The sequence below is a fragment of the Arthrobacter sp. MMS24-S77 genome (assembly GCF_054888235.1).
Genome location: NZ_JBTZRN010000001.1, coordinates 2,254,744 through 2,279,539, shown reverse-complemented (window position 1 = coordinate 2,279,539; position 24,796 = coordinate 2,254,744). Strand labels below are relative to the sequence as shown.

Below are 24,796 nucleotides of genomic sequence, written 5' to 3'. Positions count from 1 at the left end.
TGTGGCGTGTTGGGGCGCCTATTGACCCAACTTTCACGCTACGTTCACTTACCCCACTGCTCGGATGCGGAAGTCAGGATAAGCGCAGGGCAGAATGGAAAACATGCCTCTCACGACGTTCGCCCTCATCCGCCATGGCCAGACAGACTGGAACGCGCAGCGCAGGCTCCAAGGATCCACGGACATTCCGCTGAACGACGTCGGCCGCGGCCAGGCGCGCGACGCGGTCGCTGTCCTCTCGGGTTGCGAGTGGGACGCCATCGTGTCCTCGCCGCTGAGCCGGGCCGCGGAAACCGCAGATCTGATCGCCGCCGGGTTGGGGCGCAGGGTGGACCGGCGCGTGCCGGATCTCACCGAGCGTCGATTCGGACCAGCCGAGGGCCTGCAGGCCGGCCCGGAACTGGACGCACTACGCATCCCCGGCGGTTTCCGGGGCGCAGAAAGCGAGGACGAGGCGGCCTCCCGCGGCTTGGCCGCGCTGGAAGCACTGGCCGAAGAGTTCCGCGGCGGACGCATCCTGGTGGTCGCCCACGGCACGCTCCTCCGGGTGAGCCTCAACCGCGCCATCGGCCGCACCCTGCAAAGCATTGACAACGCCGTGCTCAACCTCGCCCACCACCACCCCGTTGACGGCTGGCAGCTCGAATACTTCAACGGCGAACGCATCATGGCTGCAGTCCGGAGCTGACCCCAGTCACTTCTCTGTAGGCTGCCCCTCAATCGTGACGGTGCCGGCGTCACCGTCGACGCGGATCAGCTGGCCGCTGGCAAGCCGCTGGGTGGCCACTCCCGTGCCAAGCACCGCCGGGATACCGTACTCCCGTGCCACGATCGAGCTGTGGCTCAACGGGCCGCCAACGTCTGTGACCACGGCCGAGGCCATCGCGAACAGCGAGGTCCATGCAGGCGTAGTGATGCGGGCGACCAGGACGTCTCCAGGCATCATCTGTGCGAAGTCCTGTGGCCCGCTGAGGACCCGGGCAGGAGCGCTGACCCGGCCCGAGCTGGCGCCGACTCCCTTGATGACGTCGCCTTGCTGGTGCTGCGAGCGCGCAGGCATCATCCCCCCGAATGTCCGTTCCATCCAACGGCTCTCCGGTAACAGTTGCGGTGCTGCGGCTTTCGCCTGGCCACGCCAGAGCATCTTGCGTTCCTCGATGGCTTCGGCCCGGACGGGCCTTTCCGCTCCGGTAATCGTCCCTTCCCCGGCAAGGCCGAACCCGACGGCGGTTCGCAGCTCCTGCTCGCGCAGCCAGAACACGTCGGCGGCCCGGGCGATGACGCCGGAGGTGGCCAACCGTTGTCCGAGCTCAAGCAGCATCTGCCGCATCAGCGGCCAGGCCAGCCCGACGTCGGCCAGTGCATCCTCGCGGATCGGAGCGGCGCGCTGCGCCCACCGAAGCAGACGGAGGAACGGGGCCCGGCGGCTCCGCCCGAGCCGGTTCTGCCCCAGCCGGGCGAGCACTCGCTCGGTTTGGTCTTCCCTGCGGGCGGCCGAGAGTCGCTGGCGCTCGTGCGGGTCATTGCCCTGTCCCCGCAGGTAGAACTTCACCGTATCCAGCAGCGGCGAGGGATCGTCGGCCGGCACCGGGCTGAGGAAGTCAAGGTTGTAGACCGCATGGCCGAACCGGTCGAGGTGGGCCTGGAAACGTGGATGCCATTGCTGCCAGAGTGCCTGGTCCATGCCGGCAGGCGGGAGCCCGGTGCGCTGCGATTCGGCCAACGCCGCCGTCGATTCATTGAGGATCGCCGAGGCCAGCCCTTGATCCTCGCGGGCCCGGGTTGCGAGGTCGTACAGCGACTTCTCCGCCCGGATGGGTTCGCTGTCGTAGCCGAGGAGGAATGACTCGGCCGGGGGATCCCCATCGCGCCTGACGAGTTTGTCGTAATACGCGCGGAAGGTGATCTCGCTTGTGGCAGCGATCGGAATGACCGACTCCACGGCTGTGTAGTACACGGTCCCGGCGTCCAGCAACGTCTGGACACCCTCAAGCAGTTCTTCTCCCGAAAACTCCCCCACGGGCCTGGCCGACCAGTCCTTGATCACCTGCCGGTAGCGGGGGTGGGAGAATTCCCGCCAGCCGGCTATGCCCATGTGGGCCTTGCCTGTGGCCAGCGCGCGCACCGCGGTCACCACCTTGCCCATTACCCGCCACATTCCTGAGGTGCGGTAGTAGTAGTAGGCGTAGCCGTTGACGGTAGGCAGTCCGACATCACCGTCCCGAATGACGTCACTGCCGACAGCCTCGGACAGCAGGGCTTTGAGCGACCGGGTCACCGAGCCGTCTATGAAGTCGGCGAACAACGGCGAGAGCGGATCGGGCAACTGTTCCACGATGCTGGCCCGGAAGTAGAGCCCCTTGGGATAAGGCACGGGCCAGGTGTCCGGGATGTCAGCCGCAGGTTCAGGCAGTGCCGTGATGGGCCTGGATTGCAGGATGAAAAATTCGCCGCCGGCCCGTGCCCACTCGATGTCCTGCGGGGCCCCGAAGTGATCGGCAATCCGTGTTCCGTAGCGGGCCAGCGCGGCCGCCGCCCCGTCGTCGAGCACTGGCTGGTTGCGGCGAGCCGCCGGCACCGGCTGCTCCACGGTTCCTTGGCCGGCAGTCCCTTGGCTGGCAGTTCCTTGGCCGGCGGTGCCGCCGCCCGCGTAGACGGTCATCGTTTCTTTGTTCGCCGTCCGCCGCGACAGCACCCTCGCAGTCCCGGCATCGACGACGACGTCATCCGTGGTGACGGTTCCGCTGACCACGGATTCTCCGAGGCCCCACGCGGCACCGATCACGATCTGGTCGCGGCGCCCGTTGGCTGGATTGGCCGTGAACATGACCCCGGCCGCCTCGGCCTCGACCATCCGTTGGACCACGACAGCCAAGCGTACGGTTTCCGGTCCGATGCCTTCACGGACCCGGTAAGCCATGGCACGCGCCGTCCACAGCGAAGCCCAGCAATCCGTCACCGCTACGGCCACGGCTTCCGCGCCACGGACGTTGAGGTAGGTTTCCTGCTGTCCGGCGAAGCTGGCCGAGGCGAGATCCTCGGCCGTGGCAGAGGAGCGAACAGCCACGGCTTCGTCCCCGCTCCCGAGGCTTCGATACGCAGCGCCAAGCTCGTCAGCTATCCCGGCCGGCATGGTGCCGCCGATGAACAAGGCCCGGATCCGCTCTGAGGCGTCCTCGTAGTCCTGCGGCGTGGCTTGGGGCGACAGGGCGGCCAGCTCCTGGATGCCCGCCTGAAGGTGATTGGCATCCACAAAAGCCGCATAGGCTGAGGTGTTCAAGACAAACCCCGGAGGGACAGGCACCCCGGCCTGGACGAGGCCGCCCAGGCCAACACCCTTGCCACCAGCCACGGCCACATCGCCGGTTCCCACCTCGCGTAAGTTGTTGATGTATGTCACAACCGCGCGTCCATTCTGCCCGTAGCCGGGCCGCATTGAATTGACCCTGATTCCCAACATACTGGCACGCCGACGGGCAAGAGGCCATGGCTCTGGGTTGCAGTCGGGCGGCGGTGGCCACGCCTCCCACCATCCCGGAAAAGGTGCATCCCTAGGCGAGGCGCCCCTTGTCCCTGCCCCCGGCACCGGGTGTAATGGACGCACGACGGCGACTCCCGCCGTCGTGCGTCGAAGGAGCGCCATGTTCGCCAGCCCGTACCCCGACGTCGAGATCCCCGAGGCCACCCTGTACGACTACCTGTTCGGCGGGTTAAGCGTTGAGGACCTGGACCGGGTGGCGCTTGTGGACGGCACGGCCGGCGGCGAAACGACGTACCGCGAGCTTGTCGCGCGCATCGACGCCCTCGCCGGCTGGCTGGCGGGCCAGGAGGCCGGGCCAGGGACCACTGCGGGCCTGTTCTGCCCCAACATCCCGGCCTTCGCCGTCGTCTTCCACGGGATCCTCCGCGCGGGCGCCGCTGTCACCACCGTCAACGCGCTGTACACCGCCGATGAAGTCGGCCGCCAGCTCACCGATGCGGGTGCCTCATGGCTCTTCACCATCTCGCCGTTCCTTGAGCGGGCCCAAGCCGCCGCGCGGGCGGCCGGCATACCGGCCGAGCGGCTTGTGGTGCTCGACGGCGGTGATGCAGCTGCCGCTGCGGGGCATCCTTCGCTCGCCGAAGCGCTCGGCGCGGGCCTCCCTGCTCCCGACGTGCGCATCGACCCGCACGCCCCGGCCGTCATCCCCTATTCCTCGGGCACAAGCGGCACCCCGAAAGGCGTCATGCTCAGCCAGTACAACCTCGTAGCGAACGTTGCCCAGAACAGCGGCTTCGGGCTGACTCCCGACGACGTGCTGCTTGCCGTCCTGCCGTTCTTCCATATCTACGGCCTGACCGTCCTCCTCAACCTCGCCTTCGCCGAGCGCGCGCGGCTCGTGACCATGCCGAAGTTCGATTTCCAGGAGTTCTTGCGCATCACCCAGGACTACCACTGCACCTATCTGTTCATCGCCCCGCCTATCGCGGTTCCGCTCGCGAAGCACCCGCTCGTCGACCAGTACGACCTCTCGTCCGTCCGCGTCGTGGTGTCCGGCGCGGCGCCGCTCGACGGCAAATTGGGCGCCGCCGTCGTACGTCGTCTCGGGTGCGTCATGCTCCAGGGATACGGCATGACCGAACTCAGCCCGGTCTCCCATTCAATTCCCCTTCGGGACGCCAACACTGTTCCCCTTGATTCCGTCGGCTACTCCATCCCGAACACGGAGTGCAAGCTCCTCGATATTGCCACCGACGAAGAGATCCCGCTGCCCTCCGAGGGAGAGACCGGGCGCGGCCAGCTCCTGGTCAGGGGTCCGCAGGTCATGCTCGGCTACCTCAACCAGCCTGACGCGACCGCCGCGATGATCGACCCGGACGGGTTCCTCCGCACCGGCGACATCGCTACGGTGACGGCCGACGGCGTGGTGAGGATCGTGGACCGGCTCAAGGAGCTCATCAAGTACAAGGGCTACCAGATCGCGCCCGCCGAGCTCGAAGCGCTCCTGCTCACCCACCCCCTGATTGCTGACGCCGCGGTCATCGGCGTCCCGGCGGACGACGGCGAGGAGGTGCCGAAGGCGTTCGTCGTCCGGCAGGCTGGGGCCGACGTCGGGGACGAGGACGTCATGGAGTTCGTTGCCAACCGCTCCGCGCCGTTCAAGCGCGTGCGGTTCGTCGAGTTCGTCGATGCGATTCCCAAGTCGGCGTCGGGGAAGATCCTTCGGCGGGAGCTGCGCGCACGGGGAACATGACGCGTGCCTGTTCCGGCGGCCCCCGTCTCACTGGGGTTCTCCATCTGTGATGATGCGCAGGATCTCCCGGGCCGTTTCTTCCCATCGCGGCAACACCCGGCTAGCCGCCGTAGCCGCATCCCGCCACTTCTGCCGCAGGGCAGGATCCCCCAGCCATCTCTGGAGGAGCTCCTCCAAAGATCCGGTTCCCGAGGCAAGATCGATCGCTTCGCCGGCCCCGTGGACTCCGAGCGCTTCGACGGCTCCGGTTCCTTTGCGGACCACTACCGGTACACCACGGGCCAGGGATTCCTGGACGACCATGCCGAAGGACTCCGAGTGCGAGATCAGCAAACTGAGATCCGCGCGCTGCCACTGTTCTTCCAAAGCCGGACCGGAAAGTTCACCTCTTAATTCCACGCGCCTCTCGAGGCCATGCCGGAAGATGCGCTCCCGCACGGCCGTTGCGTAGGACGGGTCTGCTGTTACCGAACCCACGATCGCCGCCGTCCACGCCAGGTCCTTGATCCGTGCCAACGCCTCGACAAAGAAGACCTGGTCCTTATTGGGAAGTAGGGCGCCAACCATGATGAAGTGCGGTGCCTCCGGAACCCCGGACGGACGTGGCTTTCCACCCGGTCCCCACGGAATTGCTTGCTTCCTGGGGCGATCTGCGCCGGCGGTCGCCACGTGCACGTTTGGCAGACCCCACCGTTTGGCGGCTTCTGCGGTGCCGGAGCCGGTGCAGAGAAGACCTGTCGCGGCACGGAGTGCACGCTGTTGCGGTGGCTGTTCTCCGGAAAGGGGCTGGTGGAGCAACACCCAGACCTGATGCCCGGCAGCGGTTGCGTTCTCGATTTCCGTGGGCGAGTCCGTGGCGATCAGGCCATCGACAATGCAGATGGACACCTTGTCCCTGGCGAGGGCATCGGCAAGGAGTTTCCTGTCTCCGGCAGTTCCGGAAGGCCAGCCGCCGTCCAGGCTCCGGACCGCGACTTCCGCGCCCTGGGCGCGGAGGGATTCAACGAGCCTCGCGTTGTAGATGTTTCCGCCGGAACGATGGCGCACGTTTGCGGGCACGATCATACGGACCTTGACCATGGACGTTCCCTCCATTCACGCCAGTGAACTGCTTGCTCGGCCCACCTAAACGCACCTCATCCCGGGCATGCCGCAACTATATCGACCGAGGGCTTGCAACTCCGGTACTTAGCGATACTATGTATCAGTAGCTAGTAACACTGAGTAGCTGAGGAGGTGTCCGATGGGCAAGCAAATGACGGAGATGCTCAAGGGGACGCTGGAGGGCATTGTTCTTGCTCTCCTGACCGGGAACCCGGCGTACGGGTACGAAATCACCACGCTGCTCCGGGCGAAGGGCTTCTCCGATATCGCTGAGGGCACGGTGTACGCGCTGCTCGTCAGGATCGAGCAGAAGGGCCTCGTCGACGTCGAGAAGCGTCCGTCCGAGAAAGGACCACCCCGCAAGGTGTATTCGCTCAACGAGCAGGGCAAGAAAGAACTGGACGAATTCTGGAACACGTGGAGCTTCCTGTCCGAGCGACTGGACCAGCTCCGAAATGGAGGAAATTGACATGGCCGCAGGGTGGATCGAGCAACTCACGGGGTCGCTCGAACAAAAGAAGCAATACCGGCAGTACAAAACACGCGTGGAGCAGCTTCCCGCCGACTACCGCGCGGCAGCGACTGCGCTGGAGCGGTACCTGATGTACTACGGGTCCATCACGAAGGGCGACGTGCTGGTGTCGATGCTCGGCGACCTCGCCGATCTCTTCGAGCAGAGTGCCGCGGACGGAACGCCGATCCGCGAGATCGTCAGTGACGACCCCGTGGAATTCGCAGAGACGTTCATGCGCAACTACACGGGTGGTCAATGGATCAACAAGGAGCGTGAGCGCCTGACCAAGGCGATCGACGCCGCTGCCGGCGACGGCGGGAAGGGGCAGGGCTCGTGACCATCGCACCCAACACCTACGAACCTGCGATCCGCGTGCAAGGCATGGAAAAGTCCTACAAGGAGTTGCACGTACTGCGCGGCGTTGACTTCGATGTGGCACCGGGCAGCATCTTCGCCCTTCTCGGCTCGAACGGAGCGGGCAAGACCACCATGGTGAAGATCCTGTCCACGCTGCTGAGCCCGGACGCCGGCACGGCCACCGTGAACGGATTCGACGTCGCGGCCAACCCGCTCCACGTTCGGGAGTCGATCAGCCTGACCGGACAATTCGCGGCGGTCGACGAGATCCTCTCCGGTCGCGAGAACCTGGTGCTGGTTGCCAAGTTGCGGCATCTGAGTGACCCGGGCCACGTGGCGGATGACCTCCTCGTCCGCTTCAACCTCTCCGATGCGGCAGCGCGAAAGGTGTCCACGTATTCAGGAGGCATGCGCCGCCGCCTTGACATCGCCATGAGCCTCATCGGGCAGCCGAAAGTGATCTTCCTCGATGAACCGACAACGGGACTCGACCCCGAAGCACGCATCGACGTATGGCAGGTCATCAAGGAGCTCGCGACGCAGGGGACCACCGTTCTGCTTACCACGCAGTATCTCGACGAAGCCGAGCAACTCGCCGATCGGATCGCCATCCTTCACGAGGGGCGCATCATCGCGAACGGCACCCTCGCCGAGCTGAAACAACTACTCCCGCCAGCGAAGGTCGAGTACGTCGAAAAGCAGCCGACCCTGGAGGATATCTTCCTCACACTTGTGGGAAACGACGGCAAGGTCGAGTCAAGTAAGGAAAGGTCATGAGCAAACACTTCTTCGGAGACACGGCCGTCTTGCTGGGCCGTTCAATGCGTCACATCTTTCGCAGCGTGGACACGATCATCACCACCGCGATCACGCCAATCGCCCTCATGCTGCTGTTTGTGTACGTGTTCGGCGGCGCAATCAGGACAGACGCCGAGAACTACATCAACTACCTGCTGCCGGGGATCATGCTGATCGCAATCGCTTCGGGCATAGCGTACACCGCCGTTCGGTTGTTCACCGATATGAAGAGCGGCATTTTCGAACGATTCCATTCGATGCCGATCGCACGATCATCTGTGCTGTGGGCCCACGTCCTGACCTCGCTGGTCGCCAACGGGCTCTCACTCCTGATCATCGTGCTGGTAGCCCTGGCCATGGGATTCCGCACCTCGGCAGGCCCTCTGGAATGGCTCGCGGTCGCCGGAATCCTGGCGCTATTTACGCTGGCACTCACTTGGCTCGCAATCATCGCGGGCCTGACTGCGAAGTCCGTGGACGGTGCCGGCGGGTTCTCCTACCCGCTCATCTTCCTGCCGTTCATCAGCTCGGCTTTCGTACCCACGGCCACCATGCCGGGTCCCGTGCGCGTCTTCGCCGAGAACCAACCGGTCACGTCGATCGTCAACGCAATCCAGGACCTGTTCGCGCAACGCCCAGTCGGCAGCAACATCTGGATCGCTCTCGCCTGGTGCGTCGGCATCCTCGTCCTCGCGTACGTCCTCGCCATGGCCGCCTACCGGCGCAAGATCGCCTAAGGGCCCCCAAGTAGCTGGCAGTTGTTGTCGCTTTGAGCCCTCAGAACGACAACAACTGCCAGCCAGTTGGGGCCTGACCGGCACCGTCCCACCCGAGTCCGTTAAGCGTTCAGGCCGTCAAGCAAGCGCTGAAATGCCGACAGGAACTTCGCTGGTTGCATCGCCTCACGGGCAATTTCGATCCCCGCTTCACGAAGGCATCCGACAAGCAGCACCGCCATCTCGTCGGCGTCCACCTCACTGTCGATCTCGCCCCGTTGCTGGGCATGGAGCAATTCCTTGCGTATCGCAGCAAGGCTGGCGGAGGAGCCCTCCCCACGCTCCACGCGGCCGCCAAACAACGCAGGGCCCGCCACGTTATAGAAATAGCCGCGGTGACGGTCCTCAGTCAGCGCAACCATCGCTCGCGCATAGGCCATGACGCGGTCCCGCCACGTGGCGGCGGAATCCGCCATCCGCTGGGCAGCATTGACGAGATCGCGACCAACACGCCTGTACGCCTCCTGGAGCACCTCGTCACGGCCACCCTCGAAATGTGCGTAGACCGTTCCACGGGACATCCCCGCCTGGGCTGCCAATCTATCGATGGTGGCCGCATCGACACCTTCGGCAGAAATGATTTCCAAACCGGCGCTGGTCAGGTCATTCCTTGTTTGCTCCCGCCGACGCTCCCGAAGGTTCGTCCCAACAGGCTTTTCGGTCGCCGCAGTCATACAGCCTCCATGGTCGAAAGAGACAGGATATATCCTTCCATCACAAGAATTGTCTCTTAAGCATCGTTTCTAGACGGAGAGTCCACCTCTTGCTTCCGTGAAACCCCACCCACACTCCCCCAACTTATCCTCCGACCACAAAATCTAGACTCAGAGTCTAGATTTTGGCCTTGTGGTGTGGTTCACTTTTTGAAGAAGAGAGGGCGAAGGAACCTCGCATGCCAACCCAGCCGGTGGTGGATCATTCATCCTCACGGACCTGGAAATCAATGAGGGAGATCCACTGTGGACCAAGCACTTGCAGTAGAGACGGTTCGGCGAGCACTTGGGCAATACGGACTTCAAGACAACACACCCATTGAGTTCGTTAAATACCGCGAGAACTACGTCTTCCGCATTCGCCCCGAGGGGCAAACGTCCTACGCCGTGAGGCTGCACCGCGCGGGTTATCGCTCAGATTCCGAGGTCAAGTGCGAACTTGACTTCCTCCGGGCGCTACGAGCCCGCGGTGTGGACGTCCCTGGGGTGCTTCCGACGGCGGATGGTGAACTGCTCTGCCTCATCGAAGGAAGTGATGGCGCCACTTCCCAGATTGACGTGCTGGTTTGGGCGGAAGGTGCGGCTCCCTTGGGCGACATAGTGGAAGCCTTTGAAGGAACAGCACGCCTCAGCCCTGAGACCTTTCGCCGGCTCGGTGTCCTAGCCGCGACCTTCCACAATGAGGCAACGGCCATCGGTCGCATCGTGAGTTTCGACCGTCAGGCCTGGGACGGCGAAGGCCTGGTGGGAGATGGGGCCCTATGGGACGATCCGTGCAGTATTGCTGAGCTTTCAAGGCAGGACGTCGCCCTGCTTAAGGGCGTCAAGCGCGAACTCAAGGATGAGCTGGATTCCTTCGGCGTCGGCACAGATCGGTACGGCGTCATCCATGCGGATTTCACGCCCGAGAACATCCTGGTCCGCGGCGAAGAGTGCATCCTCATCGACTTTGACGACTTCGGCGAGGGCTGGCATCTATTCGACCTGGCCACGCTGCTCTTCTTCTACCTACCCCATCCGAACTACCCCGACTACCAGCGAAGCGTCTTCGACGGATATCGCTCCGCCCGGGCACTGCCGGAGGAACACCTGAAGTGGTGGGATGCCATGCTGCTAGCGCGAGGCCTGACCTACATGGGCTGGGCATCAACACGACGAGGGGACGACGCCGCAGAATTCGTCGTCAGCCACGTTGTCCCCATGGTCCTGGACATGGCGAGGAATTACTCCCGGGTCTCAACGGGACAGTAAACCCGCCCTCCGCAACGTCATCGGCGTCGTCCAGTACATCGTCGTCATCAGCCCAAGAACCGGCGCATCCGCGCCTCATGATCCACCCGCTATCGCCGGGCTTCCGTGTGATGCCCGAAAACGGAGAGACAAATGCCTGACACACACAATCCACGTTCCCGCCCCAAGCAGGATGAAAGCTCCGCATCCGGGCTACTGGCGCGCAGGCTGAAGACGCTCGGCGCCCATTCCCCTTTGTTCTACGACGAACCCATCGCTTTGGTATCCGCCGAAGGCGTGTGGGTGACGGACATCAACGGCAGGACCTACCTTGATGCGTACAACAACGTTCCACACGTCGGTCATTGCAACCCGGTCGTTGTCGAAGCCATCCGCGCCCAGGCCTCCCAGCTGAACATCCACACCCGGTACCTGAACAGCCAGGTGATCGATTACGCCGAGGAACTCGTGGCAACCTTCGGCGAAGGCCTGGACAAAGTCTCCCTCACCAACAGCGGATCGGAGGCGAACGATCTTGCGTTCAGGATCGCCAACCAGCGCACCGGGAATACGGGCATCATCGTGTCCGACTTCAGCTACCACGGAAATACCGCCCTCCTCGCGGACGTGACCACGGCTTTGCCCACCAGGAACGGACTGTCTGCCAATGTCCGGGCCATCCGCATCCCCGACCTTGATGCAGCCGGGAACGACCTCGCTCCAGAGCAGCTTCTGGAGAAAGGCCTTCGCGAACTGGACGCTGCCATTGAGTCGCTGAAGAGTGGGGGGTACGGCGTCTCCGCCTTCCTGTTCGATCCGCTGTTTTCCACGGAAGGCCTCTGCAGGCTGCCGGATGGCTACCTGCAGGCCGTTCAGCAGCGCATCTACGCAGCCGGAGGCCTGGTGATCTCGGATGAGGTGCAGTCCGGGTTTGGGCGCACGGGTGAGGCGATGTGGGGCTTTGAGCTGTTCGGGCTGTCCCCGGACCTCGTCACCATGGGGAAGCCCATGGGCAACGGACACCCGATGGGTGGTGTCGTCACGAGCGCCGAGTTGCTGGATGAGTTTGGTGCCGCCAATCTGTACTTCAATACCTTCGCAGGGAATCCTGTCTCCGCGGCCGCGGGCCGTGCCGTCTTGCAAGTCATGAAGGACGAGGACCTGATGGCGAACGCCCGGAGTACCGGCAACGCCCTGAAGGACGGGATGGAAAAACTGGCCGCCGCCTTCGACTTCGTCAGCGCGGTCAAGGGTCGGGGGCTGTTCTTCGGCATTGAGCTGCTCCCTGACCCGAAATCGGGCCTGTCTGCCCCGGCCGTCACAAAAAGGCTCGTGGAAAGCATGAAGGAGAACAACATCCTGATTAGCAAGGTGGGCCGACATGAAACCGTCCTGAAGGTGCGGCCACCACTCGTATTCAACAAATCCCACGCGGAACAACTGCTGGAAGGGCTGGAAGCCTCGCTCCGCAGCATCTAGGGAACCACTTCTGATCGGACAAACACATGAATCTCTCACAAGGCAACCCCCGACGGGTCGTTATTACCGGCGGCGCATCGGGGATCGGACTTGCCACAGCACAAGCCTTCCTCGAGGAGGGCGCAACAGTGGGCATCATCAGCCGCTCCAGGCAAAGCCTGGACCAGGCCTTCCAAGGACCTCTCTCCAAGTACCGCGACGGCCGGTGCCACGGAATCGTGGCTGACGTCGCTGACGAAGCTGCCATGGCCAACGCCTTCAAGGAATTCGACACCCGGCTTCAGGGCATAGACACAGTCGTTGCAAGCGCCGGAATAGAGGGCGAAATGGGCAGCGCGGTGCAGGACGTGACATCCCGGGACTTCCTCCGGGTCCTGGAAGTCAACGTGTTGGGAGTGTTCCACGCGGTGAAGCACACCCTGCCCTTCCTCGCAAAAGAGCAGCATGCCTCCATCACCATCATTGGATCCGACTCAGGCTTCGTCGCCGCTCCCGGGATGCTGGCCTACAACGCCTCGAAGGGGGCGCTGGTACAGCTCACCAGGGCGCTGTCCTTCGAGCTCTTCGAATCCCATGGAATCCGGGTCAACAGCGTCTGCCCGTCCATCGTAGATACGCCGATGGCCAGGCGAGGCTTGGGCGTAGACAGCTTCGAGGATGCGGAATTCCCTGTCAACACCCCCAGCGACATCGCCAAGACGGTCATGTTCCTTTCCAGCGAAGGCGCCCGTGCCCTCAACGGGACCAATATCCTTTCGGACTTCGGCTATTCCGCCAGGTCCTCCTTTCCTGCCTGATCATTACCCCAGCCGTAATACCTGGCCCCTGCGCCGAGGCGAAGAAGGCCAGCTCAAAGAAGAGAGTTACCCATGGCTAATCAACTTCAGGAACACCTACCTGCCGGTCCGGACAAACTGTCCAAAGACTCCCTGGGCGTTTTCGGCGTCGTCTTCCTCGTCCTTGCGGCGGTCGCCCCGCTGACAGGGATCATCGTCATCACTGCCCTTGGCCTGGCACTCGGCAATGGAGCCGGGATGGTGGGTTCATTCATCATCGTTACCGCAATACTCCTGCTCTTCGGCGTTGGCTACGCCCAGATGTCCAAGCTGCTTGTCAGCGCGGGCGGATTCTACGCCGTCGTCCTCAAGGGTCTCGGCAAACCAGCGGCGCTGGTGGCAGCACTGGTAGCAATGCTGGGCTATAACTGCTTTGTAGCCGGGGCGATAGGAACAATAGGCTTCTTCATGCAGACCGTGATCGCACAGCTCACCGGACTCAACGTTCACTGGTTCATATGGAGCCTCGTGGCCGTCGCCGCCGCGTTCCTGCTGAGCCGCCAGGGCATCGATTTCAGCGCCAAAGTTCTTGGGGTAGGCCTGATCCTGGAAGTCTCCATTCTGGTGATCTTCGACATTGCCGTACTGCTCAGGAACGGCTACACCCTTGATGTCTTCAACCCCGGCATCGTGTTCTCCGGCGGAGCAGGCATCGGTTTCCTGTTCGCCGCCAATGCCTTCGTTGGAGTAGAAGCCACCGGCCTGTTCAGTGAGGAGGCCAAGAACCCCCGCCGGACCATTCCTAGGGCCACGTACACTGCCATAGGCTTCATCGGAGCGCTCGCAGCGGTGACAACGTGGGCGATCGTGAGCGCGCTGGGAACAGCCCAAACCCAGGCTGTCGCTACCGAGCACCTTGCCGCCGGCGATCTGGTGTTCTTCCTGTCAAACGACTATCTCGGCGAGGGCCTCACCACGCTCATGATGGTCCTGCTGCTCCTAAGCCTTTTCGCCGCACTGATGGCCCTGCATAATTCCGCCACCAGATACATCTACTCCCTCGGCCGCGCACGAATCCTCACTCCCCGGCTGAGCCGGACCCGTCCCAACGGGGTTCCCCAGCGCGCTTCGATAGCCCAGTTCGCCCTGGGGATCGTGGTGGCCGGACTGTTCGCACTCTTTGGCCTGGAACCCCTCACCTCACTCATTCCAAGCATGACTGGTTTCGGCACGCTGGGGATCCTCACACTTCAACTCCTTGCCACCCTCGCAATAGTCGTGCATTTCAGGAAAACCCGGGACCGGCGACTGTGGGCAACACTGGTGGCGCCAGGCATTGGTCTCTTGGGCCTGGGTGTCATCGTGGTCCTGGCCATCGCCAACTTTTCGGTTCTGGCCGGCTCGGATGCCCCTGCCATCACCATGCTGCCCTTGCTGCTGGTCGCTGCCATCGCCGGGGGTCTGCTCCTGGCCCGGCACCTTCGTAAAAACAAACCGGAGATTTTCGCGGGCCTTGGCCGGGATCTCGAAAGGCTGCCGCAAGAGACCGGGCAACCCGCCGGAAACCTCGAGGAGCCAACTCACAATGCAAGTCGTCTTTGAAGCTCTGGAGGAAATCATTCGTAAGAAAGGCACGGCTGCGCGGTTGGTTCGCAGGCATGCCCCGCCAGCCGCCCACACGCGGGAATCATCCCGGGGTCCTGTCCGTTCTCATCGCATGATGACCTGCCTCGTCGGCGGGGACAAGTAGCGGAAGTTTGGGGACTGACCATGACGTTGAACGAAACTATTGCCCGTCTACGCGCCGGACATCTCATGGTCCGCGACGCCCAAGAGTGGGACGAGCTATCTACCAATCTGCGGCGTGCTTACGACAGCAAGGACGACGAGCTCATTGAACAGCTGCGGCCACCGTTTCTCCAGTCATGGAGGACCGTCACCAGATACGTCCTCCGAGACACCTTCGACGCTGCGGGCATCGCGGTCACCGAACCCAGCCACCCTTGGGGAATCGCAACGCTCACCGTGCAGGGAACCAGTTGCGAGCCACTCCTCTGCCGCGCCGACGAAGCAGACACCGAAAGGACAGGGACCACCGCCTACGGCCGCTTCCAGCTCCTCAATTTCGCAGACACGATGACCAACTACGCCGACTGCCTGAAGCGCCTGTTCGACGGGCAGGACTGACCCAGTGATTACGAATGACAGAACGCGCCAGAACGCGCCCGAGCGCGTCGGAATCGAATCGGACGTAGTGCCCGTCATGACCTGGAACGGAGCAGGTGGGAGGATGGGCGCATGGAACTGCACATCACCGGCGACGCCGCAGCCGACCAACTACTCAGCGATGACGGGTTCGCACTTCTCATCGGCATGCTGCTTGACCAACAAGTGACCATGGAGTCTGCGTTTTCCGGACCCCAAAAGATCAGGACGCGCATCGGGACCGTGGCCCCTGCCGCCATCGCTGAATATGACCCGGCAGGCTTCGTCGAGATGTTCAAGGAGCATCCGTCCGTCCACCGCTTCCCCGGCTCGATGGCCGGCCGAGTCCAGGACCTCGCCGCGACCGTCCTACGCGATTGGAACGGGGACGCAACTGCCATCTGGACCCGGGACGACCCGGACGGGCAGGAAGTGCTCCGCAGGCTGAAGGGATTGCCCGGCTTCGGAGAGCAAAAAGCAAAGATCTTCCTGGCGCTGCTCGGCAAGCAGTGCGGACTCCGGGCAGAAGGCTGGCGCGAGGCTGCCGCCCCTTATGGCCAGGAGAGCGCATTTCTTTCTGTCGCCGACATCGTGGACCCGGAGTCGCTGAGAAAAGTGCGCGCGAGCAAGCAGGCTGCCAAGGCTGCCATCAAAGCCGCGAAGGCGTCTGGGCGCAGATAGGCCCGGGATCACGGCGGGCTCCCCACGGATTGACTCACGCCGGGCCGCCGCCCGGCGGACCGCTGAGCACCGTGGGGACGTACTCGAGCAGCTGGATCCGACCGTCGAAGGTCCTGCTGTCCACCATCTCGAGTGAGACGTCCGGATAACCGTCGTAGATCCGCTCCCGCCCGGTGCTGCCTGTGATCACCGGGAAGACGACCACCCGGAACCTGTCCACGAGGCCGGCGCTCAGCAGCGACCGGCAGAGGCTCAGGCTCCCGAGGGTGCTCAAGGGCCGGTTCCCGGCCCGTTTCATCTCCGTCACGGCCTCGACCGCGTCCCCCGTAACCAGCTCTGAGTTCGGCCATGTCAGGGGCGCCTGCAAGGTGGAGGAGAAAACGACCTTCGGCACGGCAGCAAGGCCGGTCAGGGTAGCCCCCTCATCACCGGAGAATCCAGAGTCCTCGGCCGCGGCCTCCTCTGACATCCCGGACATCAGCCGGTACGTGTTCGCCCCGAGAAGGAAGGTATAGCCCTTCTCCCCCTCCTGCCCGAGCCACGCCAGGTATTCCGGCCCCTGCAGGCCCCACCAGCCGGGCCATCCCTCAGCCGAGGCATACCCGTCCAGGGATATGATCAGGTCGACCATCAGCTGCGATGATGACGCTTCCGCAGTTGTCTCACCCATGGCCGTCTCCTCGATTGATCGACGTCTGTGCCCGCTGGGCCCCAGGGACAGGCGGTTCCCGTCGGCAATGCTAACCCCGGGGCGATCAGACGTTCAAGGGGCCGAGTTGACTTGTAGACCCGGGGCGCACGGGATCGCCGTCGGCAAGCACGAGCCGAAGCGAGCGCCCATCGGCCATCACGCCGATGTCGGCCAGTGGATCTCCCTCGACGACGATCAGGTCGGCGAACGCTCCCTCAGCCACGACGCCGGCGCGGCCTACTTCCCCGACGATCTCGGCGCCCACGACGGTAGCCGAGCGGAGAACGTCGAGCGGCTCCTGGACCCGCGCGCGTAGCCGGAACTCTTCGAGTTGGAACTGTAGGCCCTCACCGTGAAGATCCGTTCCGTAGCCGATCCGGACGCCCGCTGCCGAAGCCTTGGCGAGCGATTCGAGGCCTCGCTCGAATATGTCCTCCACGACAGCCCTCTTGGTGGCGTCGAGCCCGTGGCCCGTCACCTCGGTAAGGATTGCCCAGTATGTGGCGAGCGTCGGAACGTAGAAGGCGTCCCGCTCGAAGAAGAGCCCGATGCACTCGTCGTCGAGCAGGTTGCCGTGTTCGATCGTGCGGACGCCGAGACGCAGCGCTCGTGCCACGGCCTCGGCCGTATAGACGTGCGCGGCGATGTACCGGTGGGCGAGGCGGGCCTCATCGACGGCAGCGAGGACCTCCGCGTCAGAGAAGCCGAGTGCCTCGAGGCGCATCTTCGACACGACGCCGCCAGAGAGGGTGAGCTTAGCGTGGTCGACACCGTCACGAAACTCGGCCCGGAGTGCCCGGCGAAGCTCGACTTCGCCGTCGCAGACCTTCGTGAGGACGTGCCCTCCGGTCGGGGCGAAGATCGGGCCACCAGCCTTGAGGCGGGGGCCGGTCACGAGCCGCTCGTCGACGGCGCGGGCCAGCCCGGCGTCCGCCCCGCCCATGTCCCGGACAAGGGTGAAGCCGCGCAGGAGCATCTCGTGCAGGACGCGGGAGGTGCGGGCCGCATGATATTGCGGCGACCAGGACAGAATCTCGTTGAAGTCCCCCGACGCCTGCGTGACGTGGGCGTGGGCGTCGATGAGTCCCGGGAGGACAGTCTGGCCTTCCACGTCTATTTCGACGGCATCCGCCACCGTGCGGGTCGAGGCTGAGATCTCGGTGATGATGCCGTCCCGGGAAACAATGGTTCGCGGGGCGCTGAGTTCCCCGCTCGCGACGTCGAGGATGTGCGCCCGACGAAGGACGACGACGGCGGTCCGGGAGTGTCCGGGGTCAGTGCGAACTGCCATGGCTGCCTTCCTCACTGCCACGCACAGCGGCACGCATGCCTGCCGCGGTGGGCTGGATGCCGCCGTCGGGCCCCGTTTCTCCTCCCGGGGCGCCTGCCGATCCGCCGTCGATCTCCTCGAGGGAGCGCCCGCTCGTCGAGACTCCGAAGACAAGGACGACGAGCGCGGCGCTGCCCAGGACGGCCATGATCATCGTGAACACGCCCCCGAAGCCCAGCGCCGGGAAGGCGGCACCGATGAGGATCGGCGCGGTGATGCCGCCGATGCGCCCGAAGGCAGAGGCACTGCCCATGCCGGTTGCCCGCAGCTTGGTCCCGTAGACCTCCGGCGTGTAGGCGTAGAGGCCCGCATAGCAGCCATTCATGAAGAACGAAAGGAGCGAGCCCGTGAGGAGGACGGCGCCTTCGTTCGACGCCTGGGAGAGGAGGAACGCCGCGCCCGCGCCCCCTACGAGATAGAGCGCGATCGTGACGCGCCGGCTGAGTCTCTCGTTGAGGAACGCCGCGCTGTAGTAGCCCGGAATCTGCGCGACCGTGATGATGAGGGAGTAGGTAAAGCTGCCGGTGATCGTCATTCCCTTGGTCACAAGGAGCGAGGGAATCCAGACGAAGAAGCCATAGAAGGAGAACGTGACCGCTAGCCAGAGGAGCCAGATCACCGCGGTGCGGCGAGCATTCCCGTGCCGCCACAGATCAGCGTGCTGGAACAGGGGCGGGGCTTTCGGCGCCGTGGTTCCCGCAGCGGCCTGGGGCCCGTGCCATGCCCTGACCAGTCGTCCTTCCTCCAGGCCACGAATCACATCTTCCGCTTCGGTGTGGCGGCCACGGGTCAGCAGCCACCTTGGTGACTCGGGCAGCACACGCCGCCACCAGAGCAGCATCACGACGGGCGCAGCCGTGATCAGCTGGCCGATTCGCCAGCCCTCAGGAAGTCCCGCAACAACCGTGGTGCCGATGAGGGCGGCGCTCACGTAGCCAAGCGCAAAGAACCCGGCGACGGCGCCGACGAAGAAGCCGCGGCGGTGCTTGGGGATAAACTCCGCGATGAAGGTCGGGATGATGGCCGATTCGGCGCCAATACCGATGCCGGCGATGATTCGCAAAATGAAGAAGAACTCCCAACTCGGGGAGAATGCGGCCACGATTGTGGCCACCGCGTAGAGAGCAAGGGCGTACATCATGATGCGCCGGCGGCCGATCCGGTCGCCGAGGACTCCGGCGCCGATCGAACCGATGAAGATGCCAATGAGAAGTGAGCTGCCAATGAGTCCGGCCTGGGCGCCATCCAGATGCCAGAGCGGCTTGATGATCGGCAGCACGTACGAAACGAGCGAGCCGTCCATGCCGTCGAAGAGCAGTCCGAGGCCCCCGATGAGAGCAAGCTGCAGATGCGGCCTGCCGACCCGCATGCCGTCCATGCGTTCCAGGAGTGATCGCGTGGGTGTCATCACTATGCCTTTCTGTTTGAGGGAGGCATCGCTCAAGGCGATTTGGTATACAGAATCCCATCAAATGTGATCTTTGTCATCACTTTTCGGCAATATTCCTAGCTTTGGCATGCCAAACGCATTTAGGGTGAGGTTGCGAGATCAACGCGCGCACGCCTGGGCGCGGCTTCAGTGGCGCGCCGAAGGGGACTTCCCGGCCGCGCGGGAAGCCCTTCCGTTCTTTGCTACCCCTCCCCTTCGGGGCCGTAGCCCGGCACATGGATGCCGCCCCCGAGGATCCACCAGTATGAGTCATCAGCGTCGAGTCGTCGGGCCAGAAGCTGCCCATCCGGGGTCGAAGTGGAAATGCGACTGACGCCTGCCCTGGATCGCAACCCGCACGCGTGCCGGATAACCGTGCGCAACCACTTCAGGGCCACCATCACTGCTCCTTCATATCAGCGATGTCCCCAGGTAATTGGCACTTCAAATTCGTGACCCACATCACCATCTCAGTACAATGTTACATGTCATGTACCATGCGTCAATGGCCCCCGCCCCGGCGGCGAATCATCAGATGAAGGTTTTTGTCTTCGTATGAACACGGACGTCGCTAAATTAACCCGCGCGTCGCCCAATTACCGCGGGTGTCACGGGCCGTTGTCGCCACCCTCCGGCGTCCGTAATCTCATTCCATGCACGGGCTCCAACGCCCGGGCAGCAGTCCCCGCATGAGGCATCACCGTCCCGGAATCCAGGCCTGTCCGCCGACATTGACCGGAACCCGGCGCATCCTCATCACCCCCAACAATTCTCCGTTCCCAGGACTGGAGCACTGCCCAGGCCTGCACCCTCCCCCAAAGGAATACCTCCGTGTCATCACCCCATGACAACTCGACCACGCGCATCGTCGCCGGCGAGAGCAGCAAGCCCAAGAGCCGCCGCACGCTGAAGATCGGCATCGCCGTCGGACTCGTCCTGCTGATCGGCGCCGGCGCCGCCGTCGCATCGGTCGTCACGAAGAACAACGAAAGCCAGCCTGCCGTGGCGGCGGCAACGACGACGCCCGCTACGGAGCTGCGGCTGGGCTACTTCGGCAACGTCACCCACGCCCCGGCCCTGGTGGGCGTCAGCAAGGGCCTCATCGCGAATGAGCTGGGCAGCACGAAGCTGAGCACCCAGATCTTCAACGCCGGACCGGCCGCCATCGAGGCCCTGAACGCCGGCGCGATCGACGCCGCTTACCTTGGCCCGAACCCGGCCATCAACTCCTTCGTCCAGAGCAAGGGCGCATCCATCAACATCATCGCCGGCGCAGCCTCCGGCGGTGCCCAGCTGGTGGTCAAGCCCGGCATCAACACCGCGGCGGACCTCAAGGGCAAGACCCTGGCCTCACCGCAGCTCGGCGGCACCCAGGACGTGGCACTGCGCGCCTGGCTGGGCAAGCAGGGCCTGAAGACCAACCCGAACGGCGGCGGCGACGTCGCCATCAACCCCACCGAGAACGCCCAGACCCTCAAGCTCTTCCAGGACGGAAAGCTCGACGGCGCGTGGCTGCCCGAGCCCTGGGCCTCTCGCCTGGTCCTCCAGGCCGGCGCCAAGGTCCTGGTCGACGAAAAGGACCTCTGGGAGAAAGGCCAGTTCCCCACCACGATCCTGATCGTGAGCAAGAAGTTCGCCGCCGAGCACCCCGAGACCGTCACCGCGTTGCTCAAGGGCAACAAGGCCTCCGTGGATTGGCTCAACTCCGCCTCGGCCGCCGACAAGGCCACCGCCATCAACACCGCACTGAAGGCGGCCGCAGGCAGCACCCTCCCGGCCGACGTGATCGACCGCTCACTGAAGAACATCACCTTCACCGTGGACCCGCTCGCCGGAACCTACAAGAAACTCCTCCAGGACGGCGTCGACGCCGGCATCACCAAACCGGCCGACATCAACGGCATCTTCGACCTCCGCACCCTCAACAGCCTCAGCGGACAAAAGGTCTCAGCAGCCGGCCTCGGCCAGGACTGAACTGACTGGATTGAACCGCAAGGACAGACAAGACAAAGGTGCCCGGGCCGTAAGGCCAGGGCACCTTTGTCCGCATCCGTAGCCGCCTAGGCCGACCAGGCAAAGGGGGCCGAGAAAGAGTTCTTCCCAGCGTTATCCCAAGTCATCCCGAACACGTCGACGCGGGCGGTGCTGGAAGTGCCGGCCGCCAGAGTGTCAGCCGGGAATCCGACCCCGCTGACTTTCACCCCTAGTCCTGTCGGATCGAAAGGAGACACAAAGTCCTCGACCGCCATGTCGACGGCGCTGCCAATCCGGACCTGGTGCCTACGCCCATCGTCGGAGTAGGACATTTCCATCGACTCTATTCCCGCCATTTCACCGATCAAGGGGACGAGGCCCTCCATTGGTCCGCCGAGCTGGCCACCGAAGACTGCACCGAGCGCTTCGGCCTGCTCAGCTGAGGCCGCGGCATCCATGAGAACTCCGAGCTTCCACCCCCGCCACTCATCAGGGCGGGTGTATCCGCTACAACGCAGACCGTCAGGCCTCCGACGTCGACGCCGTTTACGTCACCGGAATCCACGTGGAAGGCCAATGCCACGTTGCAGCGTTCGTTGTCGGCAGGTGCGGTCTGCCCGGAGGTCGTGCACGGGCACACCATGTCGCAGTTGCAATTCTCAAAATACGTACCCTCGACATGCCACGGCATTTGGGGCTCCTTTCGACGAGGCAACCCCCAAAGGAAAGTCTCCTCGTGGCGCTGAGCAGAGTCAACGGACTCAGCCGCGCGGCGCCGGCAGGTCGAGGTTCCAGTGGCGCGAGACCATCAGCAGCCATTCGGCCTCATCTTCGTGGCCAAGGCCGGCAGGTCCCGGCGTAATGAAAAAGCGGGAGACAACGCGCTGCGAGCCTTCGGCGTCTCCGTAGAGCACGTCGACAGTGAAGCCGTCGCCGGCCGCTCCCGCGGTTGCGTTGCGGTAGTCGGCCGACTCCGGGTCCCGGATCGCGACCTGGCAGAATCCGGCGTCGTTGGCCGGCACGTAGATGTCGCGGGTCAGCCGGTGGAACTCCTCGACCCGTGATAGCGGAGCCCTGGCGTCCGGAGGCAGGTGCCAGCCGTGCAAAACTGCCACCCCTGCACCGGCGTTGCGAACGGACATCAACAGGTACACGGCGTCGGCGGCGATTTCCAGGGCGGCATGGGCGCCGTGCACCACCATCCACTTGCCTTCCATGAACCGCACCTTTTGCGGGGCGTCCGACCAGTTGGAGGGCAGCAGGATCGGCCGCAGACCATTCAGCAGGGCGCGCTCGGCCAGCCGCGCCGAGCGGTTGGCCGACCTCGTGGAAATGAACGTTGCGATGGCGAGCACCGTCGTGCCGAGGGCGGTGCCGAGGTTGGAGAGTAGAACCCAGTCGACCATAAGCCACATTCAACGCCTGTCCTGCCTCGTCAGCAATCGACTTCGGCATATTCGGCGGCCAAGACCTGGCGCCCGGCGTTACCGGCCGCCCTCGATCTTCCGGCTGCGCTGATTCTGGGCCATCGGGCCGTATGGATAGACGCCCACACGGGGCTGGCTGGCCTCGGTGAGCCGCCCGGTTTCCTCGGGGCTGAGTTCCAGGTCTGCCGCGGCCAGATTGTCGGCCAACTGCTCCGTGGTGCGGGCGCCGAGGATCACGGACGTCACGGCAGGCCGGTCCGCCAACCAGGCCAGCGCAACCTGGGAAGCACTCACGCCATGATCCGCGGCGATCTTTTCCACCGTCCCGATGACATCCCAGGTGCGGGGGTCGTCGTTGCGGGCTTGCCATGCCTCCATGCCGCGTTCCGGGTTTTCACCCAGGCGGGTGGCACCGACGGGCGGCTCGTCACGCTTGTACTTACCGGAGAGCCAGCCGCCACCCAAGGGCGACCACGGCAGCAGCCCAATGCCCGCATCCAGCGAAGCCGCAACAATCTCCGATTCGATCTCACGGACCAGCAGGCTGTACTGCGGTTGCAGGGTCACCGGTGCGCTCCAGCCAAAGGCCTTGGCCAGGTGGACGGCTTTGGTCAACTGCCACCCCAGGAAGTTGGAAAAACCGTAGTAGGCGATCTTGCCGGAACTGACGGAGTCGTGCAGGAAGCGCAGCGTCTCCTCCAGGGGTGTGATGGGGTCCCAGGCGTGCATTTGGTAGAGGTCAATCTGTTCCACGCCCAGGCGCCGCAACGAATCATCCAACGCGCGGGTGAGGTGGCGGCGGGAGGTCCCGACGTCGTTTGGGGCCGCACCCATGGGAAAGCGGCCCTTGGTGGCCAGCACCACGCGGTCCCGCGCATCTGGCCGTTCGGCCAGCCAGCGGCCGATGATTTCCTCTGATACCCCGGAGCTGTAAACATCGGCGGTATCGATGAAGTTGCCGCCCGCCGCAACGTAGCTGTCCAGGATGGCGTGTGACGTTTCCTCGGTGGCCTCGGCCCCGAACGTCATGGTTCCCAGGGCGTAGTTCGAAACCACGGCGCCGCTGTTGCCCAAAGTGCGATATTCCATGATGTTCCTCAATCCTCGGTTGGGGTTGTGCGGTTCGGATGGTAGGTGCGCCATGTGTGTTCGGGCTCGAAGCCCAGCAGCCGCCTGGCTTTATCGATGGAGAGCATGGTCTCGTGCTCGCCCAGTTCCTTGACCACCTTCACGTCGGGGAACACCTCCGCGGCCAGGCTGGCACTGGACCGGCCCATGACCGTGTCCGCGTTGGCAATGATGAACGCTTCGAACCCCGGCTTGCCGTATTCAAGGGCACGAGCCACGGCCTGCGCACCGTCCCGCCCGTCGATGTACCCCCACAGGTTCCACTTGCGAAGCATGGCGTTGGAGTCGAACGACGGAAATCGTTCGTAATCTTCCACGTCCATGACATTCGAGAACCGCAGCCCCACGATGCTGAGCTCAGGGTCCCAGCGCGTCAACTCGATGGCCATCTGTTCCTCCAGATGCTTCACCAGCGAGTACGTGCTCTCCGGCCGGGCCGGGTATTCCTCATCCACCGGGATATAGGGAGGGTCGACGTCGAACGGCAGGCCCAGTACCGTCTCACTGGAGGCGTAGACAACCTTCTTAATGCCGGCCCGGCGGGCCGCCTGGAACACGTTGTACGTAGAGAGCATATTGTTCTCAAACGTCGCGGCATCGGGGACGATGCCGGGCGCCGGAATGGCGCCCAGATGCACAACGGCGTCGAAACCACTGTGCCGGTCATCCAGCCCCAAAAACACGTCCAACACCTGACCGTAGTCACGCAAGTCCACGATCGCCAGGCCAGGGTTTCTCGTACCCGCACGGTCCAGGTTCAACACCTGGTGCCCGTCCTCCGTGAGTCGGCGCACCACGTGCCTGCCCAGCTTTCCGCTTCCACCGGTCACTGCAATTCTCATCGTTTCTCCCTCGGTATGGCTCGGCGATTCCGACCGGACTCCCCGCAAAGGCCAGCCCGGCCACGCATCTTGGCAAGCCTGATGGGGGCCGGCCCTGATGGGGGTCGG

At 64.0% G+C, this 24,796-nt stretch carries 23 protein-coding genes and 1 pseudogene; 13 read left to right on the top strand and 11 right to left on the bottom strand.

What is annotated here, in order from left to right; translation table 11 throughout:
* The first annotated feature begins 103 nt into the window (after positions 1-103).
* Entirely contained in the window at positions 104-688 is a 585-nt protein-coding gene (locus ACX5I4_RS10415; protein ID WP_461836588.1) for a histidine phosphatase family protein, read from the top strand.
* A gap of 6 nt (positions 689-694) precedes the next feature.
* Here the strand turns inward: ACX5I4_RS10415 and ACX5I4_RS10410 are convergent, their stop codons facing one another.
* The gene (locus ACX5I4_RS10410) at positions 695-3,400 is read right to left on the bottom strand and encodes a PEP/pyruvate-binding domain-containing protein (RefSeq protein WP_461836587.1); all 2,706 of its coding nucleotides are present in this window, start codon (positions 3,398-3,400) and stop codon (positions 695-697) included.
* A gap of 241 nt (positions 3,401-3,641) precedes the next feature.
* Here ACX5I4_RS10410 and ACX5I4_RS10405 point away from each other — a divergent pair, with 241 nt between their 5' ends.
* Positions 3,642-5,234, top strand: coding sequence for an AMP-binding protein (locus ACX5I4_RS10405; RefSeq protein ID WP_461836586.1), 1,593 nt, complete (start codon positions 3,642-3,644; stop codon positions 5,232-5,234).
* A 27-nt stretch (positions 5,235-5,261) separates the two neighbouring features.
* Here ACX5I4_RS10405 and ACX5I4_RS10400 read toward each other — a convergent pair whose 3' ends face one another.
* Positions 5,262-6,314: a glycosyltransferase family 4 protein gene (locus ACX5I4_RS10400; protein ID WP_461836585.1), complete on the bottom strand. Its 1,053-nt coding sequence runs from the start codon at positions 6,312-6,314 to the stop codon at positions 5,262-5,264.
* Positions 6,315-6,477: 163 nt separating this feature from the next.
* Here ACX5I4_RS10400 and ACX5I4_RS10395 point away from each other — a divergent pair, with 163 nt between their 5' ends.
* The 4 genes from ACX5I4_RS10395 to ACX5I4_RS10380 are packed head-to-tail and all read left to right on the top strand — an operon-like array spanning position 6,478 to position 8,744.
* The gene (locus ACX5I4_RS10395) at positions 6,478-6,807 is read left to right on the top strand and encodes a PadR family transcriptional regulator (protein ID WP_461836584.1); all 330 of its coding nucleotides are present in this window, start codon (positions 6,478-6,480) and stop codon (positions 6,805-6,807) included.
* 1 nt (position 6,808) lies between these two features.
* Positions 6,809-7,189 (top strand): DUF1048 domain-containing protein, encoded by a 381-nt coding sequence (locus tag ACX5I4_RS10390; protein WP_461836583.1) that lies wholly within the window; start codon positions 6,809-6,811, stop codon positions 7,187-7,189.
* Between the two features lie 44 nt (positions 7,190-7,233).
* Complete coding sequence (locus ACX5I4_RS10385; RefSeq protein ID WP_461838693.1) at positions 7,234-7,986, top strand: ABC transporter ATP-binding protein; 753 nt, start codon at positions 7,234-7,236, stop codon at positions 7,984-7,986.
* Complete coding sequence (locus ACX5I4_RS10380) at positions 7,983-8,744, top strand: ABC transporter permease (RefSeq protein ID WP_461836582.1); 762 nt, start codon at positions 7,983-7,985, stop codon at positions 8,742-8,744. The genes ACX5I4_RS10385 and ACX5I4_RS10380 overlap by 4 nt, the downstream gene beginning before the upstream one ends.
* Positions 8,745-8,845: 101 nt before the next feature.
* Here the strand turns inward: ACX5I4_RS10380 and ACX5I4_RS10375 are convergent, their stop codons facing one another.
* Positions 8,846-9,457, bottom strand: a complete 612-nt coding sequence (locus ACX5I4_RS10375; RefSeq protein WP_461836581.1) for a TetR/AcrR family transcriptional regulator — start codon at positions 9,455-9,457, stop codon at positions 8,846-8,848.
* 285 nt (positions 9,458-9,742) lie between these two features.
* Between ACX5I4_RS10375 and ACX5I4_RS10370 the strand changes: the two genes are divergently transcribed.
* From ACX5I4_RS10370 to ACX5I4_RS10345, 6 genes are all read left to right on the top strand, one after another.
* Positions 9,743-10,747 (top strand): phosphotransferase enzyme family protein, encoded by a 1,005-nt coding sequence (locus tag ACX5I4_RS10370; protein ID WP_461836580.1) that lies wholly within the window; start codon positions 9,743-9,745, stop codon positions 10,745-10,747.
* Positions 10,748-10,879: 132 nt separating this feature from the next.
* Positions 10,880-12,205, top strand: a complete 1,326-nt coding sequence (locus ACX5I4_RS10365) for an aspartate aminotransferase family protein (protein ID WP_461836579.1) — start codon at positions 10,880-10,882, stop codon at positions 12,203-12,205.
* Between the two features lie 26 nt (positions 12,206-12,231).
* Positions 12,232-13,002 carry an SDR family NAD(P)-dependent oxidoreductase gene (locus tag ACX5I4_RS10360; RefSeq protein ID WP_461836578.1) on the top strand — a complete coding sequence of 257 codons (771 nt, stop codon included), beginning with the start codon at positions 12,232-12,234 and terminating at the stop codon, positions 13,000-13,002.
* A gap of 72 nt (positions 13,003-13,074) precedes the next feature.
* Complete coding sequence (locus tag ACX5I4_RS10355) at positions 13,075-14,583, top strand: APC family permease (RefSeq protein WP_461836577.1); 1,509 nt, start codon at positions 13,075-13,077, stop codon at positions 14,581-14,583.
* A 168-nt stretch (positions 14,584-14,751) separates the two neighbouring features.
* Positions 14,752-15,168 (top strand): hypothetical protein, encoded by a 417-nt coding sequence (locus tag ACX5I4_RS10350; protein WP_461836576.1) that lies wholly within the window; start codon positions 14,752-14,754, stop codon positions 15,166-15,168.
* Positions 15,169-15,279: 111 nt separating this feature from the next.
* Entirely contained in the window at positions 15,280-15,867 is a 588-nt protein-coding gene (locus ACX5I4_RS10345; protein ID WP_461836575.1) for an HhH-GPD-type base excision DNA repair protein, read from the top strand.
* Positions 15,868-15,901: 34 nt separating this feature from the next.
* On the opposite strand, the gene ACX5I4_RS10340 is transcribed toward ACX5I4_RS10345, so the two are convergent.
* The 4 genes from ACX5I4_RS10340 to ACX5I4_RS10325 form a co-directional block, all read right to left on the bottom strand.
* Entirely contained in the window at positions 15,902-16,537 is a 636-nt protein-coding gene (locus ACX5I4_RS10340; RefSeq protein WP_461836574.1) for a dihydrofolate reductase family protein, read from the bottom strand.
* A gap of 85 nt (positions 16,538-16,622) precedes the next feature.
* Entirely contained in the window at positions 16,623-17,849 is a 1,227-nt protein-coding gene (locus ACX5I4_RS10335) for a metal-dependent hydrolase family protein (RefSeq protein ID WP_461836573.1), read from the bottom strand.
* Positions 17,833-19,296, bottom strand: a complete 1,464-nt coding sequence (locus tag ACX5I4_RS10330) for an MFS transporter (protein ID WP_461836572.1) — start codon at positions 19,294-19,296, stop codon at positions 17,833-17,835. Before ACX5I4_RS10330 ends, ACX5I4_RS10335 begins: the two co-directional genes overlap by 17 nt.
* A 224-nt stretch (positions 19,297-19,520) precedes the next feature.
* Positions 19,521-19,718 carry a hypothetical protein gene (locus tag ACX5I4_RS10325; protein ID WP_461836571.1) on the bottom strand — a complete coding sequence of 66 codons (198 nt, stop codon included), beginning with the start codon at positions 19,716-19,718 and terminating at the stop codon, positions 19,521-19,523.
* Positions 19,719-20,148: 430 nt separating this feature from the next.
* On the opposite strand from ACX5I4_RS10325, the gene ACX5I4_RS10320 reads away from it, so the two are divergent.
* Positions 20,149-21,291 (top strand): ABC transporter substrate-binding protein, encoded by a 1,143-nt coding sequence (locus ACX5I4_RS10320; protein ID WP_461836570.1) that lies wholly within the window; start codon positions 20,149-20,151, stop codon positions 21,289-21,291.
* Positions 21,292-21,377: 86 nt separating this feature from the next.
* Here ACX5I4_RS10320 and ACX5I4_RS10315 read toward each other — a convergent pair.
* The 4 genes and pseudogenes from ACX5I4_RS10315 to ACX5I4_RS10300 form a co-directional block, all read right to left on the bottom strand.
* Positions 21,378-21,934: pseudogene (locus ACX5I4_RS10315) on the bottom strand (DUF1326 domain-containing protein).
* Between the two features lie 118 nt (positions 21,935-22,052).
* The gene (locus ACX5I4_RS10310; protein WP_461836569.1) at positions 22,053-22,697 is read right to left on the bottom strand and encodes a hypothetical protein; all 645 of its coding nucleotides are present in this window, start codon (positions 22,695-22,697) and stop codon (positions 22,053-22,055) included.
* Positions 22,698-22,775: 78 nt separating this feature from the next.
* Positions 22,776-23,807 (bottom strand): aldo/keto reductase, encoded by a 1,032-nt coding sequence (locus tag ACX5I4_RS10305; protein WP_461836568.1) that lies wholly within the window; start codon positions 23,805-23,807, stop codon positions 22,776-22,778.
* An 8-nt stretch (positions 23,808-23,815) separates the two neighbouring features.
* Positions 23,816-24,688, bottom strand: a complete 873-nt coding sequence (locus tag ACX5I4_RS10300; protein WP_461836567.1) for an NAD-dependent epimerase/dehydratase family protein — start codon at positions 24,686-24,688, stop codon at positions 23,816-23,818.
* Positions 24,689-24,796 lie beyond the last annotated feature (108 nt).